12 protein-coding genes are annotated in these 17,032 nt (G+C 54.3%); 5 read left to right on the plus strand and 7 right to left on the minus strand.

The features are described from left to right. Positions 1-16: 16 nt before the first annotated feature. Both SYN_RS13145 and SYN_RS16130 read right to left on the minus strand, forming a co-directional pair. Complete coding sequence (locus SYN_RS13145; protein ID WP_011418687.1) at positions 17-1,630, minus strand: tetratricopeptide repeat protein; 1,614 nt, start codon at positions 1,628-1,630, stop codon at positions 17-19. 275 nt (positions 1,631-1,905) lie between these two features. After that, entirely contained in the window at positions 1,906-2,091 is a 186-nt protein-coding gene (locus tag SYN_RS16130) for a hypothetical protein (protein ID WP_011418689.1), read from the minus strand. Between the two features lie 74 nt (positions 2,092-2,165). Here SYN_RS16130 and SYN_RS15490 point away from each other — a divergent pair, with 74 nt between their 5' ends. From SYN_RS15490 to SYN_RS15910, 3 genes are read left to right on the plus strand one after another with little or no spacing between them, the layout of a single operon-like run. Further along, complete coding sequence (locus SYN_RS15490) at positions 2,166-5,009, plus strand: response regulator (RefSeq protein ID WP_158302984.1); 2,844 nt, start codon at positions 2,166-2,168, stop codon at positions 5,007-5,009. A gap of 35 nt (positions 5,010-5,044) precedes the next feature. Beyond that, positions 5,045-5,431, plus strand: a complete 387-nt coding sequence (locus SYN_RS13155; RefSeq protein ID WP_041585127.1) for a response regulator — start codon at positions 5,045-5,047, stop codon at positions 5,429-5,431. Then, on the plus strand, positions 5,424-6,920 hold the full coding sequence (locus tag SYN_RS15910) for a diguanylate cyclase domain-containing protein (protein ID WP_011418692.1): 1,497 nt from the start codon (positions 5,424-5,426) through the stop codon (positions 6,918-6,920). The genes SYN_RS13155 and SYN_RS15910 overlap by 8 nt, the downstream gene beginning before the upstream one ends. A 71-nt stretch (positions 6,921-6,991) precedes the next feature. On the opposite strand, the gene SYN_RS13165 is transcribed toward SYN_RS15910, so the two are convergent. Next, positions 6,992-8,473: a potassium/proton antiporter gene (locus tag SYN_RS13165; protein WP_011418693.1), complete on the minus strand. Its 1,482-nt coding sequence runs from the start codon at positions 8,471-8,473 to the stop codon at positions 6,992-6,994. Positions 8,474-8,883: 410 nt separating this feature from the next. Here SYN_RS13165 and SYN_RS13175 point away from each other — a divergent pair, with 410 nt between their 5' ends. Together SYN_RS13175 and SYN_RS13185 are read left to right on the plus strand one after the other, a co-directional pair. Continuing rightward, a complete protein-coding gene (locus SYN_RS13175) occupies positions 8,884-10,869 on the plus strand; it encodes a cation:proton antiporter (protein ID WP_011418696.1) in 1,986 nt (661 codons plus the stop codon). A gap of 517 nt (positions 10,870-11,386) precedes the next feature. Next, positions 11,387-11,953, plus strand: coding sequence for a BPSL1445 family SYLF domain-containing lipoprotein (locus tag SYN_RS13185; protein ID WP_011418698.1), 567 nt, complete (start codon positions 11,387-11,389; stop codon positions 11,951-11,953). A 493-nt stretch (positions 11,954-12,446) separates the two neighbouring features. On the opposite strand, the gene SYN_RS13190 is transcribed toward SYN_RS13185, so the two are convergent. From SYN_RS13190 to SYN_RS13205, 4 genes are read right to left on the minus strand one after another with little or no spacing between them, the layout of a single operon-like run. Further along, entirely contained in the window at positions 12,447-13,658 is a 1,212-nt protein-coding gene (locus SYN_RS13190) for a glycosyl transferase (protein ID WP_011418699.1), read from the minus strand. Between the two features lies 1 nt (position 13,659). Next, positions 13,660-14,919: a glycosyltransferase gene (locus SYN_RS13195; protein ID WP_011418700.1), complete on the minus strand. Its 1,260-nt coding sequence runs from the start codon at positions 14,917-14,919 to the stop codon at positions 13,660-13,662. Then, positions 14,916-16,232, minus strand: coding sequence for a glycerate kinase type-2 family protein (locus SYN_RS13200; protein ID WP_011418701.1), 1,317 nt, complete (start codon positions 16,230-16,232; stop codon positions 14,916-14,918). The genes SYN_RS13195 and SYN_RS13200 overlap by 4 nt, the downstream gene beginning before the upstream one ends. Next, entirely contained in the window at positions 16,204-17,028 is an 825-nt protein-coding gene (locus SYN_RS13205) for an HAD-IIB family hydrolase (RefSeq protein WP_041585128.1), read from the minus strand. The genes SYN_RS13200 and SYN_RS13205 overlap by 29 nt, the downstream gene beginning before the upstream one ends. Positions 17,029-17,032 lie beyond the last annotated feature (4 nt).

Raw genomic sequence — 17,032 nt, forward strand, 5'->3', positions numbered from 1 at the left:
CGCGCGTGGATACGAATTAGAACCGAAACTCGAATCCTCCCATATACACATCCTTCCTGTACTCGTTAGCCGGCATATTGGCGTTGCAGTGGGTGTGAGAATACTGGACAACCAGACTGGCATGCTTCCAGAACTCCCAGGCCAGCCCCGCCGAACCCGTATAGGTCTCATCGCGGCGTTTCGCGTATTTTTCCTGAAAGACGCTGCCCACACTGACAAGGTAAGGCTGGTCATGCCTGTATTGCTGAAAAAAGGCGCTCCCTGCGATCTGCAGGCTGAGAGGCCCGAAACGTTCGCTCAACTCCGCCGACAGCAGGGGAACGCTCAAATTGGCGGAAAGCCGATGGCCTTCATTTTCCCACCAGTCACCTTCCGCGTCATCCCGGTTGAAGTCATATTTCAGATTGAAAAAGCCATTTCCGGCAAACAGCCAGATCCAGCTCAGATATGCCCGGGGGCCCACGGCATCGCGGATGCCTTCATCGTTGTCCACTTTCTGATTGAAGTAATCCTTTTTATCGTAACCGGCAAAGACCTCCAGGATATGATTCGAATTGACAAGGAAGCGCACCGCCGGACCGGCGGTGAAATAATCGAGATAATGTTTGTAGCCGGGATCGGAGTTCGCCTGGGGATTGGGATCGGGATCCGTCCTTAACAGGACGTTGGTGTAACCGGCCGTCAGGCTGACCACGAAGCGCCCGAAATTGTATCCGGGAGAAAGGGAAACGCTGTTGGCCATGGAGTTATGAGAATGGGAGTGTTTCTGATTGATGTTGGAGGCAAAGGCATACTGGGCGTTAAAAAGCCAGGGCCCCTGAAGCCTGGGAACAAAGTCGAGGCGGGCGGATGTGTTGAGCGTCGCGCTTTCTTCATCGGTGATATCCCCCGCGATAGCTGCGTCAACCGGCCTGGAAACGAGATTCGTGTCGTATCCGCCGAAAATACCGACCGTCAACCGGACAGGCCGCTCCAGATACAGCCGCTGTTCGACCATATCCACATACTGCCGGGCAAAGCCGGCCAGATCCGAGGCTGGATCCCTTAGAACGGTCGCCTTGAGACGCTCCTTCGCCTTTTCCAGTTTGTTTTCCTTGATATAACAGACGGCACTCTGAAAATCAGCGGCCTGGGCAAGAGTGGGATCGAGCTGTTTGGATCGCTCAAAAGCCGAGACGGCCTCCTGATTGGAATTTTCGCGGGTCAGGATCAAACCTTTAAGGAAGGCAAGCCGGGCCGGGGCAATGGCTTGTGCTTCGGCTGCCCGGATCCATTTTTTGGCGTCTTCCAGCCGGCTTAGCCGATACAGGACATCTGCCAGTTCGAGATAAGCCTCCCTGACCGGAGGAGAAAGGGTGACTGCATCCTGAAGAGAAACCGCCGCTTTCTCATAATCCGGCAGCTGTTTACAGGCCATGCCAAGAAAAAAGGCCGCGACCGACGAACGGGGCTCCCGCTCCCGCGCTTTACCCAGGAGCTCCACCGCCTCTTCGTAATTCTCCTGCCGATACTGCTCGATCCCCGTCCGCAGAGCGGAAGATCCCTCATCCAGGGCATAGGAAGCGTGAAAAGAAAAAGGAAACAACCAGAAAACAAATGACAAAAGCAGATTCAAAATCCATCTTTTCATGCAGAACATCCTTTCTATCGATCAGGTCGTTCCTGAACTCTCCTGTTAACTGAAAATTCATTGAGCATGCTGAATCGTGAGGAATCGCTTCGTTCCCATTTTCAGTCACTCTGGAAAGACCCTTGCCTGCGACAATGCTGAAGAGCGGGGCGGCACTGTGCCGGGCATAAGGTTTTTCTGTCGCCGGCTTACAACTTTATTACGATATAAAATACCAAATGTCTCAGCGTACATATATTTTTTGTGGCGTTTATTCTCACTTATGATATTGTCTGTCAACTTTTTTGTAGATTTCTATTTTTAATTGGGTGATTTTTTAAATACAGGAAGCTGAAATCATGCTGACCGGCAGAGACATGAACTTCTCCAGGGTATTGAGCGATTACAGCACAGCCCCTGGAACGTGAGGCTTCTTCAGCAATGACCTCTCCAAAAAAATGGGGAATAACTTTAGCTTTCAAGCCATGCCTTAAAAGACAGGAAAAGGAGCGGCAAGAGGTAACCGTCATGAATGCAAAGGATCAGGAGTATGACTGTGAAAATTCCCTTTGAGGAAATGTTTAAAAAGGAGTCGCTGTTTCGAGAACTTTTTGAAAGCTCCGGCAATGCGCTGATTCTGCTGGAGTCCGGCATCTTCCGCCACTGCAATCTCCGCGCCCTGCGTCTCTTTGGCTTTGATGACAGAGAGGAGCTTCTCCACACCCCGCCGTCAAAAATATTCCCTGAAGCTCACTCGGCTGTCATGAAATCGGACAAAGCCTGGAGCGATCAGCTCCGGAATGCATCGGAAACGGGATCGGCTCATTTTGAAACGCTCTGCCAGCGCAGGAGCGGGGAACAATTCGCCGCCGAGGTGCTGATCTCCGCGCTTTCTTATGAGGGCGGAAGAATCCTGCAGGTCTCTGTGTGCGACATTTCAGCACGTCGCCGGACGGAAGAAGCACTGCTCGAATCGCATAAGCAGTTCAAGGGTATTATTGACTTTTTCCCCGACGCGGTACTGGCCATCGATACGGAAGGGAAGGTGATCGCCTGGAATCGCGCCATGGAACAGATGACCGGAGCACCCGCCGGCGAGGTTATCGGCAGGGGAAATTATGAACACGGCTTTCAAATTTACGGAACCCGGCGACCCATCCTTGCCGATCTCGTGCTGAATCCCCAGGAAGATATCGAACGCGCCTATCCCCGTTTTTACCGCAAAGGCAATTATCTGATCAGTGACACCAGCTCTTCAAAACTGAGCGATACCCTGGGGAAGGATTATTTCACTTCCGTAGCGGCCACGCCTCTGTATGACGATGAAGGAAAAATCATCGGGGCCATCGAATCAATCCGTGACATTTCCGACCGTCGGCTGGCCGAACGCGCGCTGGCTGAATCTCAGCGTCGGTTTAAGGATATCATCGACTTCTTTCCGGATGCGATCCTGGCTGTCGATATCGAAGGCCGGGTCGTCACCTGGAACCATGCCATGGAACAGATGACCGGCATTCCCGCCGAAGAGATGCTGGGAAAAGGAAATTACGAATACGCTCTTCCTTTCTATGGAACCCGGCGACCCATCCTGATCGATCTGGCCATGCGCCCCCAGGAAGAAATCGAACACCATTACGTATCCATTCATCGCGAGGGGAACCGTCTGCTTGGTGAAACCTACATTGCCAATCTGCATGGCGGAAATATTTTTTTATCCGGTACGGCAACAGCCCTCTACGACAGCAAAGGCAGGATGATCGGGGCCATCGAGTCGCTGCGCGACATTTCGGATCGCAAGGCGACGGAGGTGGCACTGCAACAGGCGAAGGAAGCAGCCGATGCCGCCAATCGCTCAAAAAGCGCCTTTCTGGCCAACATGAGCCATGAACTGCGCACTCCTCTCAACGCAATCATCGGTTACAGCGAACTGCTGCAGGAGGAGGCGGAAGAAGCCGGAGTGAACCACTTTATCTCCGCCCTGGACCGCATTCACTCCGCGGGCAAACATCTCCTGGGACTGATCAACGACATCCTGGATCTGTCCAAAATTGAAGCAAGCAAGATCGAACTCTATCCGGAAACATTTTCCGTGTCGGAGATGATCGAAAGCATAGTGAAAATCGCCGATCCCCTGGTAAAGAAGAATGGGAACATCCTTATCGTGAAAGGCTGCGAAACCGGAGGAGAAATGCATGCCGATCTGACCCGCCTGAGGCAGTGTCTGTTCAATCTTCTCAGCAACGCCGCGAAATTCACGACCAGCGGTGTCATCACCCTGACCGTTTCACGTACTCAGGAAGCGGAACAGGAGTGGATGAACTTCAGTCTGCATGATACCGGCATCGGCATGACTCCTCAGCAGATGGAACGGCTTTTTCAAACCTTCACTCAGGCCGATTCATCAACCACACGTAAATTCGGCGGCACCGGGCTGGGGCTGACCATCACCCGCAACTTCTGCCGACTGATGGGCGGCGATATTACCGTGGAAAGTGAATACGGCAAGGGGTCCCTTTTCACCATCCGTATTCCGGCTGTCACTGCGGCCGGACCGGCAGAAGCTGAAGAAATGCCGGCAACGGACCCTCTGATCGACCCGGCGGGCGCAAATGAACGGACAGTGCTGGTCATTGACGACGACCCGGCTGTTCGTGATCTCCTGCAACGGTTTCTGTCCCGGGAAGGCTATTCCGTCGCCTGCGCCGCGGGAGGGGAAGAAGGCTTGCGGCTCGCCCGCGAATTACACCCGGAAGCCATCACGCTGGATGTGGCCATGCCGCACATGGACGGCTGGACGGTCCTCTCCGCGCTGAAGACAGACAGAGAAACGGCGGATATCCCCGTCATCATGCTGACCATAGTGGATGAGAAAAACCTGGGCTATGCCCTGGGAGCGACCGAGTACCTGCTCAAACCCCTGGACAAGGAGCGCCTGCTGATCGTCTTGAAGAAATGCACTCCAGATGCCGGTCGGCTGGTGCTGGTCGTGGAAGACGATGAAGCAACCCGTTCATACCTTCGACGGATACTGACGCAGGGCGGCTGGAATGTCGTAGAAGCGGAAAACGGCCTGACAGGACTGGAATGCCTCAGGGAGCATCGACAGGAGAACCTGCCGCAGATCATTCTTCTCGATCTCATGATGCCGGAGATGGATGGTTTTCAATTTATTCATGCACTGCGCAGCCGGGATGAATGGAGGGTAATCCCTGTGATTGTCCTGACGGCAAAGAACCTGACCTTTGAGGAAAAGCGCCTGCTGGAAGGTTGTGTTGCAAAAATCCTTCAGAAAGGCTCCCTGTCCCGTGAAGAGCTGCTGCGGGAAGTCAGCGGCAGGTTGATGGAATTGAAACAGGACGGCAAACAGGAATCTCAGAACGGATCGATCCGATCGAAATAAAATTTACAGACAGGATGAAAAAGGAGTGGAGTCCGATGGCCAAATTATTGATTGTGGAAGATAACGAGATGAACCGTGACATGCTGACCCGCCGGCTGGAACGCAAAGGCTTCACCACCGTGGTGGCGGTTGATGGCGTTGAGGGGATCGCCATGGCCCGCTCCGAAGCACCGGATCTGATCCTGATGGATATGAGCCTGCCGGTCCTGGATGGGTGGGAGGCAACGCGCCGATTGAAGGCCGCACAGGAAACCCGCACCATTCCCATCATCGCTTTGACGGCCCATGCCATGGAGTCGGATCGGGAAAGGGCGCTCCGGGCCGGCTGCGATGAATACGACAGCAAGCCCATCGAATTTCCCCGTCTGCTGGAAAAAATTGCCGCCCTGCTTGATTCGTCGGGAGGTAAAGGTTATGATTAATTTGTTGACCACTCAAAACCTTGTTATTGGAAAATCACCTCAGGCAATCCTGGCGCACATCCGTCACGAGTTACGTGGCCCGATCAACGCCATTCTCGGTTACAGCGAGATGTGGCTGAATGATGATTCCCTCCGGGCCATTCCAAATCTGCACGCCAATATGGCAAAACTGCATGCAGCCGGACTGCAGTTGCGATCTCTGATCCGCGACATACTGGATCCGGCGAAGCACGACGGAAGGAAGGAACAGGACGTTCGGGATCTGGGCGTGATTCTGCGCCACGCGTTCCGCATGCCGGTGTGGGCGATTCTGGGCTATAACGCCATGTTGACGGAAAACAAAGCTGAGACGGTTGATCGGGCAACGGAATTTCTCGCTGATCTGCACCGTATCGAGGATGCAACCCAGCGCCTGTTTACTCAGGCGGATATGATCGCCACGACCGGCTGTCTGCCTGTCGATCAAACCATCTATAAGCCGTCTAAAGAACTGAGGGTCCAGCTGCAGACCATCGTGGCGAGATTCCGTTCCGCCAGACATCCCCGGTCGCAATACGCCGCCGCTGAGAAAGGAAAGATCCTTGTTGTTGATGATGACACAGCCAACTGTGATCTGCTCTCCCGCCAGCTTGACCGTCTGGGTTATTCGGTGACTGTGGCACAGAACGGCATCATCGCCCTCGACCTGCTTTCAACGCAAACCTTCGACCTGGTGCTTCTCGATATCCTCATGCCGGTCGTGAGCGGGATCGAAGTCCTGAAATGCCTGCGCTGCGCCTGGTCCATCGCGGAATTGCCGGTTATCATGGTCACGGCCCGGGATCGCAACGACGACATCGTGTCCGCGCTGGATTGCGGAGCAAATGACTATGTGGCAAAACCCTTCTCACTGCCCGTGGTTCTTGCGCGGGTGCGCACTCAAATGATGCTGAAGCAGACGGTTGCCGACCTGGAGAATTTAAACCGGAAGCTGGAAAAGCTGTCCCTTCATGACGGATTGACCAATATCCCCAATCGGCGATGCTTTAATGAAACCTTTGAACGCGAACAGCTCCGGACGAGACGGAACGGGATGCCCCTTTCCCTGATTCTGCTGGATGTCGATTTCTTCAAACGGTACAACGACACTTATGGACATGAGGCCGGCGATCAGGTTCTCTGCCGGGTGGCGGATCTGCTGGTCTCAGCGACCGACCGCGGAGGAGACATGGTCTTCCGCTACGGCGGGGAGGAATTCGTGATCCTTTTGCCGGAAACCCCGGCTGCCGGGGCAAGGTTCGTGGCGGAACGGATTCATTCGGCGATTCAGCAGCTGGCCATTCCTCACCTGACCTCCACCGTCGCCCATCACCTGACCGCCAGCATGGGTATTGCCACCGCCACGCCTTCAGACAAGGAAAGCTATTACACGCTTTTCGAAAGGGCCGATTCTCAGCTTTACAAGGTGAAAGCCAGCGGACGCAACAGCCTGCGCCAGTCGCCTGACTGACAAACGTTCACAAAGAATCCGGTTCAGCTGAACGACGGCAGCCTTCCCGAAGCTTGCTCCCGCTGGGACCATCAGGCTTCTCCCTCGTCGTTCGGCATCTGCCGCATCAGCATCTCTCGGACTTCGGGCAAGGTTCTCTCTCTGGCAAGAACCATGAGAACATCTCCCTCTTCCAGGACGGTGCCCCCGCTTGGCACGAGAAAGCTTCCACCGCGGTTTATGAGCACAATGAGGGTCCCACGGGGAAGCCCCAGTTCCACAATCGGCTCTCCTGCAATTGCCGACCTGAAGGGGACGACAAACTCGACGAGCTTCGTGTCGACCCCCTCCACCGGCGCGTACTCGATGGGATATTGCCGCTTCGGTTGAAGGGGTGCATCGAGTCGCAGGAAGCGGGCAACAACGGGAATGGACCAACCCTGAAGCAGGGCTGAAGTAAGGACAATGAAAAAAACGATGTTGAAAATCATCTCCGCTTCCGCTATCCCCGCCAGCAGGGGAAAGGTTGCCAGAACAATGGGGACGGCTCCCCGCAAACCAACCCAGGAAACAAGAAGCTTTTCTCGCGACTTAAGCCGCGAAAAAAGCAGTGAAAACATCACACCCGCGGGACGCGCTATAAACATGAGGAAAAACGAACAGGCAAGGCCGACCCAGATCACAGGGACGATTCTGGAAGGGAAGACCAGCAGACCGAGGGAGAGAAACAGGGCGATCTGGCTGAGCCAGGCAAGTCCATCAAAAAATCGCATCAAACTTTTCTTGTGAACGAACTCGCTGTTGCCCGCAAGCAATCCCGCGAGGTAAACAGCAAGAAATCCGCTGCCTCCGGCAGCCGTAGTCGCACTGAAAATGAATGACGCCGCCGCCATGGCAAAAACGGGATAGAACCCTTCGTATTGGGATTTCAACCGATTGAGCATCAGGACCATCATTTTTCCGAAACCAAGGCCGGAAACAACACCGAGTCCCATTTGAATAACAAAGAGAAAAGCAATGGAACCGAATGACGTCCCCGAAATGGTCATTATCTGAATGATGCCGATAGTAAGAAAAACCGCCATGGGATCATTGCTGCCTGATTCAAGCTCAAGCAGGGGCTTGAGTTGGCCCTTGAGGCTGATGCTCTTGGATCGGAGCACTGAGAAGACTGCAGCGGCATCAGTCGATGAAACGACCGCCCCGAGAAGCAGTCCGCTGAGGAGTGAAAATTTCAGAACGAAAACAGCAAACAAACCGAAAGTAATGGCGGTAAGAAAAACACCGAGCGTGGCAAGGCTTAATGACTGCCAAATGGCAGGTTTGACTTCAGGCCAACCTGTATCGAGGCCCCCCGCGAACAGGATGAAGACTAAGGCAATGACACCGATGGATTGAGCCAGATAGGCATCGTCAAAATAAATGCCGCCCGGCCCTTCTGAACCGGCCAACATTCCGATGCCTAAAAACAGCAACAGAACAGGCACGCCGAAATTTTCGGAGAGTCTTGCCACGCCGATGCTGATGATAATAAGGAACGACCCTATCAGTAGAATATATTCGATTGGTATCATGTAATCAGTTGAGAACGATGCGTTGAGAAGTATGCCATGGACCGGGAAATAAGCATTTTCGACCGGACTGCATTGCCATGGTCGATTGATTGCTTCAAGAGAATCTGCCAATCAGAAACGGCCATCAGCCGCCGTTCTAAATAACAGATAACCAGGGAATCCACCATCTTTATTATCTGCGCGGAACAGCTCATCGAACAAGTGAACTTCCCTGAAGATTTAACATGGAAAAATCCGGCAAAAAACTTGTGAACACTTGAAATAAATGATAATTTTTATTTTTTTATTTAAGGAAATCATCTGTGACAGAAAAATTGATATTTGCCGTACCAGAGCACGGCCTGCATATTCAGGAAGGTCTCCCCTGCCCTCAACCGCCGGGATCAACGATGGGACGGAAAGCATAAGCAATGGGCATAGCGGCGGACATCATTATCATCGTCATCGCCTCTCTGGCCGGCGGACTGGTGGCCAAACTCTTCCGGCAGCCGCTGATCCTGGGCTACATCCTGGCTGGCGTCGTCATCGGACCGCATACCGGCGGCATTGCCGCATCCAGCGTCCACAATATCGAAAAGCTTGCCGAGATCGGCGTTGCCCTCCTGCTGTTTGCCCTGGGACTGGAATTCTCTCTGCAGGAATTGAAACCCGTCCGTAAAATAGCCCTCATCGGGACGCCCCTGCAGATTATCCTGACGCAGGCCTTCGGGTTTGCCCTGGGCGCCTGGTGGGGATTGGACTGGCAGTCCGCTCTCTGGTTCGGGGCATTGATTTCTCTCTCGAGTACGATGGTCGTCCTGAAAACCCTGATGAGCCAGGGGTGGATGGGCACGCTTTCCAGCCGCGTCATGATCGGGATGCTCATCGTTCAGGATCTTGCCGTTGTCCCGATGATGATCATTCTGCCGGAACTGAGTCACCCGGAAACAGGCTTGCCCCTTCTGGCCCTGTCCATCCTGAAGGCCGCGATTTTTCTTTTCCTGATGATCTTTCTGGGCACGAATCTCATCCCGAGGCTTCTCCGTTACATTGCCGGATGGAATTCCAGGGAGCTGTTTCTTGTTTCCGTGGTCACCATCGGCCTGGGCATCGGCTACGGAACGTACTGGTTCGGTCTGTCTTTCGCCTTCGGCGCCTTTATTGCGGGCATGGTTCTCAGCGAATCGGATTACGGTCACCAGGCCTTAAGCGAGATCATCCCTCTGCGGGACATCTTCGGCCTTCTCTTTTTTTCCTCCGTCGGCATGCTTCTGGACCCGGTTTTTTTATGGACCCATGCCACGACGATTTTACTTCTGATCGTTCTCGTGATTGTCGGCAAAGGGCTCATTTTCGCCGGATTGAGCAGGCTGTTTCAATACCGCAACGTCATCCCCCTCGCTGTTGGGCTGGGGCTTTTTCAGGTGGGAGAATTCTCTTTCTTGCTGGCCCGTGTGGGCCTTAACACGAATTCAATCAGCACGGAGCTTTATTCTCTTGTCCTGAGTCTGACCGTCTCCACCATGTTCCTGACGCCGTTCCTCTCCAGCCTGACCCAGCCAATCTATTCCTTTTTCAGGGCCCGGGCAAAACGGGAACCCCTGCAGACCATCAATCTGCCGAAATACGGTCTTTCGGATCATGTGGTCATCGCGGGAGGCGGCCAGGTGGGGCAGAATATCGCAAGAATTCTGGAACAGTTCGATGTGAAATTCGTGCTCGTCGAGGTTGATTTTCACCGGTTTGAGCAGTTGAAAGCCTTGAGCTATCCCTGCATTTTCGGCGATGCCGGCCAGGCGATCGTACTGGAGGCGTCAAAGATCCGCAAGGCAAAGCTCCTGCTTATTACCGCTCCGTCTGCCCTTGTTTCTCAAACGGTTGCGACTCATGCTCATGTCATTTCTCCCGACCTGAAAATCATGGCCCGGGCAATCAGTATCGAACACATGAAAACCCTGCATTCCCGCGGAGTTTACGAAGTGGTTCAACCGGAGTTCGAGGCCAGCCTGGAATTCACTCGTCAGGCCCTGCTGCATTTCAAGGTTCCGCCGGATCGAATCCAGCAGTTCATGGACGCGGTCCGTTATGAACTTTATGCCCCGCTCTATGATGCCGACAGTTCCTATCGCACCCTTTCGCAACTGCAAAGCGCCTCCCGGCTGCTGGATCTGAACTGGCTTTCACTCCCGGAGGAAAGCCCTCTGATCGGCCATTCCATTGAAGAACTGCGAATTCGCACTATGACCGGTGTTTCGATCGTTGCCGTAATCCGGGCGGCAGCCCTCTATCCGAATCCCGCGCCGGACTTCGTATTCAAGGATCAGGATCTGATCGGCATCCTGGGTGAGGCGGCACAACTGCAGGCCTTCGAAGAATGGACAAAAGGAAATCCCGGTCATTCTCCTCTGGCGGCTTGAGGACTTTGACACCTGAGTCCGGCAACGGAGTTCCTCCGGCATATTCAAAAAGTGCTGGAGAGTGGTTTAAGTTCGGATAATCAATAAAAGTTGATATAAATAACTCATTATTTTATTTCACTATTTGTAATTTTCTGATAAAAATTAATATACTGGAAATTCCAAAGGGAGATAAAACCGGGCTACAAAATCTCCGCAAGAAATGAAAGAGAAAACCATGCTCCGGACCCTTCCGGCGACCCCAATGATTTTCGGCTCCCGCCTGTGATCAACGCTGCACTCCCCTCCGCCGACTTCTCTTTATCTTTCCCCTCATCGCCGCCGTGATGACCCGGATTATCCAGGGAAAAAGGATTATCGCAGCCATCTGTCCCCTTGCCGGAAACGGTGAGACTTCTGGAAGGAGGTGGTCGGCACTCAGTAAAGATTATTCCTGATTTGAGAATGATGCCGTCAAAATAGAAAAATTCACGCAACCAGCCGTTTCATCAAGAACCGACAGAAAGGAGCAACCGCCATGAAAAAGAAAAATATCCTGATCCCCGGTCTGGTCATTCTGATGCTGCTTGCCGTTCTCGCGGCCTGCGCGCCGGCGCGCATTCATTCAGGCTCCAGTGCTAAAGAGATTGATTTAAACGTCGATGCCTCGCTGGACCGTTTTACTAGGGATGTCAAAGGGGCATCTGAGTTTCTTGCGTCTGCCAAGGGTGTCCTCATTATACCCAAGGTGATCCAGGGCGGGTTTTTCGTCGGAGGGCAGTATGGTGAAGGCGCCCTGAGAATCGGCGGGAAAACCATCGATTACTACAGCCTCGCCGGCGGCTCTTTCGGTTATCAGATCGGAGCCCAGCAGAAGGACATCATGCTGGTCTTCATGGAGGAAGAAGCCCTGAATAAATTCCGCGCCAGCACAGGCTGGCAGGCCGGCGTTGATGGCACGGTGGCTATGGCCAACATAGGCATCGAGGGATCCATAGATACCACAAAAATTAAAGATCCGATTGTCGGGTTCGTCTTCGGCCAGAAAGGTCTCATGGCAGGCGTATCGATTTCGGGCTCGAAATTCACGAAGCTGACACGATAGAACCCGTCCAGGGAGGCATAAAAATACCGCCGCTGCCGGAAACTCAACCCCGACCGACTGGCACCGGAAAGGAAGAAAGGCTGAAGGGTCAAATTTTCCTTTCTGACAGAGAATTCGGATTATCGCCGTTTCGTCATCAGAGTATTTAAAGCAAGAGAGGAAAAGGCATTTCCACAGGAAGCCCGGATGCCTTTCCCTCTCTTTCATTATGCTAATTTCAGTTTGACAATGAACCCGTTTCCAAACCCGCTCATGGAAATGCCGACTATGGATTTACCGCCTGATCAAGGATGATCACCTCTTATAGGTTTCTTTCTATTTGAGAAGTGCGGTTTACACTGTTTCCGACTTTCTACCGAAAACATATTCATAAAGAGAGGTTACGTGAGACTGTAATTTACCTGATCGACATCTTTTCTCTTATTCCCTGACTCCTTGTCAAATATCAAAAACCGGATTACGCTCACGCTCTTGTCCAGAAAGGATTTTTAAATCAAAGGGAATTGTCCAGTCTGACAGCCTCCGTCAGGTGGTCGGAAAAATCGGGAATGGCCGCCCGAACTCGAACCCAGGCGGGAAGCATGGGGATTCCCACGGGATTCCGGGTGTATTCTTCCGTCGCAATTTGCAGGGAGCTGACGAAGATTTCAGCCGCCTCGATCTCCGCGTGCCTGTCGTGGATCAATCCGTTGATCATGGCCAGAGCGTGATACTTTTCGATGGCGATCCGGGATTCTTCTATGTAAGCTGTATAAAGGGTTCGGAAAAACGACTGGCTCATGAGAATGCCGTCCTGGCTCAGGATGCGGAAAAGGGCCGCGGCAATGTCGGTCGCCATGCGGATCAGCCCGGTTTCCGGCTGGGTTTTGTCCAGGACCTGATGCTTATGCTCATAGGATTCGGTAATTTCCACCTGGCAGATGCGATTGGCGGAAGTGCGCTGATACACTTCGCTCAGGAGGGAAATCTCGAGCCCCCAGGTCGGCGAAACGCGAATGCCCCGCGCCAGAGAACTGATCAGGGCGAATTCACCCGAAAGGGGATAGCGGAAATTGCCGAGGTACTCCAGAAAGGGATTGTAGGTGAGGATCCGCTTCAGCGTCCGGATCAGGGGAATATAGAAAAGACGGGTGGCCCTGCCATAGAGACGGTCTCCCACCCGCGCGTAATACCCCTTGCTGAATTCCAGGTCGATGGCAGGATGAACGACCGGATAAACCAGGCGGGCGAGAAAATCCCTATTATAATTCAGAATATCCGAATCGTGCAGGGCGATGGCGTAAACATCTTCATCGGCAAGAACATATCCCAGAGTCATCCAGACGGATCGTCCCTTTCCGGGTCGTTGAATGTCAAAATCATTGGCCGCCAGTTCCCGATACAATTCCTGCATCCGCGGGCCGTCGTGCCAGACCACATGGACCTCCGTGGGAATAACGGACATCAGTTCCCTCGCCCGCTGGAATTGCCGCTCATCCGCTCTGTCCAGCGACAGGACGATTTTTTTGAGGTAGCGGACCTGTTTCAGCTCCTCGATAATGACTGGCATGGAGGGCGTTTCAAATTCGGAAAACAGGGCCGGAAGAAGGAGCACCGTATGGCGCTTTCTGGTAATCGCCACCAGTTCCTCATCGATTTCTCCAGGAGGCCTCTCCTTCAACCTCTGCAACGTGGTAATCATACCGTGCTGATAGAAATCAGCCATCTCATCTTCCTCCTTTCTGTTTCCAGATTTTGACCATATAGTCCTTCAGGCGCTCGAAGGCTTCGGCCTGAACCTCGAAATGGGCCTCCGCCTCCGCCGGACTTTTATCCCGCAGTTCATTGACCAGAGAGGCGACGCGCCCGTAATAGAGGGGCGCCAGGGTGTCCAGGACCTTGAAACGCTGCCGCGGTGTGGCGTGGAATGCCCCGGCGTAGCGGTAAACCGTGCGGACCCACGTATCAATAGGCAGGAAGAACTGATCCCCTGAATCGACTTCTCCCAGTTTGCGGACGATTTCATAATCTTGTTCGTCGATGATATTCCGCCAGACCGTACCGAAATTTTGCAAACCAACCTTGAAGTATTCGATGAGGTTTTCCTGAGAGATATCAAACGCCGGCGGCTCCTGCCCGACAAACTCCCCCAGGGAGGGAACATCCCGGGATCTGCGGATCTTCAGCCAATAGTCCTCATACCGCTCCATCAACTGGAAGGTGGTCCCCACCACCTGACGGAACATGGGCCCCAGGTCCGCAGAGGGATCCTTCTGCCCGTGGATCTTGGCGCCGAGTTTCGCCTGGCAGATCCGGAACCCGCCGACGATGGCCGAGGTCGTCATCCAGATGTCGACCCCGAATTTGGCCACATCCGTTTCCCAGACATCCTGTTCTAGATAGAATTTGATCAGTGCCGGCGACACCCCGAAATCCCCACCGATGGGTTGCCGGATCTTTTTCCCATACAGGGCCCTTGTCAGGTTATAGGCAATCGTGTTGGTGATGGTTCCATCCAGCTTGAAGCGTTTGTAGTCGGGAGCGACAAAATCGTAGCCCTCGATGACCGGATCCAGAATATTCCGGATCCATTCCGGCGTTATGGAAAGCAGGTCGGAATCGAAGACCGCGATGGCCCGGGCCTTCAGGAAGGAGGCGACTTCAAAAACAGCCCGCAGGCCGGAACCCTTGCCGTGGCTTCCCCGGTAAACGGTCACGACGCTCTCGATATTATAGGATTTCGGATCGATCGCCCGGGCCAGATCCCGGGTATCGTCCGTAGAGCCCCCATCGGAAACCATGACCAGGGCCTTCCTGTCCCGATAGTAGCGATCCAGTCCCGAGATGATGATTTGAACAACCTGGGCGATGGTGTCGCCGCTGTCGTAGGAGGGAACGCCGATGACGATATCGGCGGTTCCGAGCTGTTCGATCTTTGTTCGGACGTGCGGCCTTAACGCCGTGGAAAATCGTATTGCCGTGCTCATGATCCGTTACCTCCAATCAGCAAGATGGCTATATCCATGACATTTGTTCCGGTCGGGCCGGTGACGATCAGCCCTCCGGTCTGTTTGAAAAATCGGAAGGAATCATTCCGCTCCAGAAAGTCGTCGATGGAAAGACCGAGCTCCCCGGCACGCTTCGATATTTCCGCATCGGCCAGCGCCCCCGCGGCCTCGGTGTTGCCGTCGATGCCGTCCGTCCCGGCGCTCAGCAGAAGCAACCCCGGGATATTGCCGATCTCCTTCAGAGCCGCCAGGCACAGTTCCTGATTCCGTCCCCCTTTCCCGTTTCCCCGGACTGTCACTGTCGTCTCTCCACCGAAAAGCAGACAGACAGGGAGGTTCGAAGATTCACGGGTCTGCCTGATCTCTCTGCCGAGCGCGATGAGAGCCTTCGCAACGTCCCGCGCCTCTCCATGAAGGCGGGATGTCATAATCCATGTTTTCATCCCGAGAGATTCCGCCTTCATCTTCGCTTTTTTCAGGGCCTTTCGATTGCTGCCGATCACGAAATGGTCGATGCGGGGGTTCTCCTCCTTCGGCGTTTCTTCCTGTTCCCCGGCTCGCGTCCTTTCCATCAGGTTCCGAACGACCGGGGGCAGCTTTTCCCATAGACCATACCGGGACAGGATTTCGCAGACATCCCTGCCGGAGGATCGGTCTTTATAAAGCGGGGCGGAACCGATGGTCTCCAGGTCGTCCCCGATGACGTCGGAGATGACCAGAACGACCCCCCGCGCCTTTGTCATTCTCCCCAGCCGTCCGCCCTTGATCAGGGACAGATGCTTTCTTACCGCGTTCATCCCGTCGACCGGCACGCCCGCCCGAAGAAGCAATTTCGACGTTTCCTGAAGATCGGCTATACTCAACGGGGGAAGCGGCTTCTCGATCAGGGCGGAAGTCCCGCCGGAAAGAAGGTAGATAAAAAAGTCGTCCTCCGACAGCCCGGCAAGGCCCTTAATAATCATTTCCGCGGCGGCGGCGCTTCGGGAGTCGGGAATTGGATGAGAACCCACAACGACGCGAATCCGATCCAGTTGCCCCTCGACGTTGGATACCACCACCCCGCCGGCAATCCGGTCTCCCAGGGCTTCCACCGCCGCTTTTGCGGAGCCGACGGAAGCCTTGCCGCTTCCAAAGACGAAAAGATTCCGCATGCCTGCGAGAGGATATCCGCGGTTCGCAACAATCAGCTCGTCTCCCAGAATGGCCAGGTTTTCCCGAATAAGGCTCTCCGGGAGCACCGCTCTCAGCGCCTCGGAAAAGATCTCAGATGCGGTCTGTCTGAAAAAGTTCATCGAGAATTCTCCTCATTGCCTCGTTCCATCCCCGACAGCCGGATTCCCTGGCCTTCACGAGTCCAGGCAGGGAAACGTCCAGAAAACCCCGTTCCGCATGGGGGATGAGAACGGGAATGTCCACAGTCTGCAGCAGAGGCAGATCGTTCTCACTGTCGCCGATCCCGATGGCGATGTGCCCGCCGCCATCGTTGCGCCGATAGATGTCCCGAACGCCGCGCACGGCAGCCCCCTTGTCCTGCCCGGCGCCGATGAGGTGATAAAACCTTCCGCCGCGGACAATTTTCATCCCCTTCTGCTTCACCAGACCCTCCAGCGCAGGAAGATCCTCGACGGATTCCAGCAGAAAGGGTTCCGAGAATTCCCGGACCTTCGCCCGCCGCGCCTCGGCAGTGGAGAGCCCCGTCAGCCAGGCGACCTCTTCAGGAGAAAGATCGCCGTAGCCGGTGATTTTGAAGCGGCTCTTCATCGTCACGAAGACGCCGCGAATCCGATCATAGGGAACCCCCAGGGCCAGAACGACAAAATCCCCGTCCTTCAGGCATTCCCCGGAAAAAGAGAAGCCACGGTAATTCCCCGGAAAGAAGATTCCCCCGCCGTTCTCCACAATAAACGGCTCCCGTATCCTCATCGCATCCTGAAGACGCTCCACCTCGCTGCGCGTCTTGCTGGTCACAAAAATCAGGGGAATACGCGCCTCCCGGAGCCTGTCCAGCGAAGGCCGGGCTCCTTCGAAGGAGTAGTCGTCGTGATTCAGCAGGCTGCCATCCAGATCCGTAAAGATGATGATTTTCATACCG

It is taken from the genome of Syntrophus aciditrophicus SB (genome assembly GCF_000013405.1).
Lineage (GTDB): Bacteria > Desulfobacterota > Syntrophia > Syntrophales > Syntrophaceae > Syntrophus > Syntrophus aciditrophicus.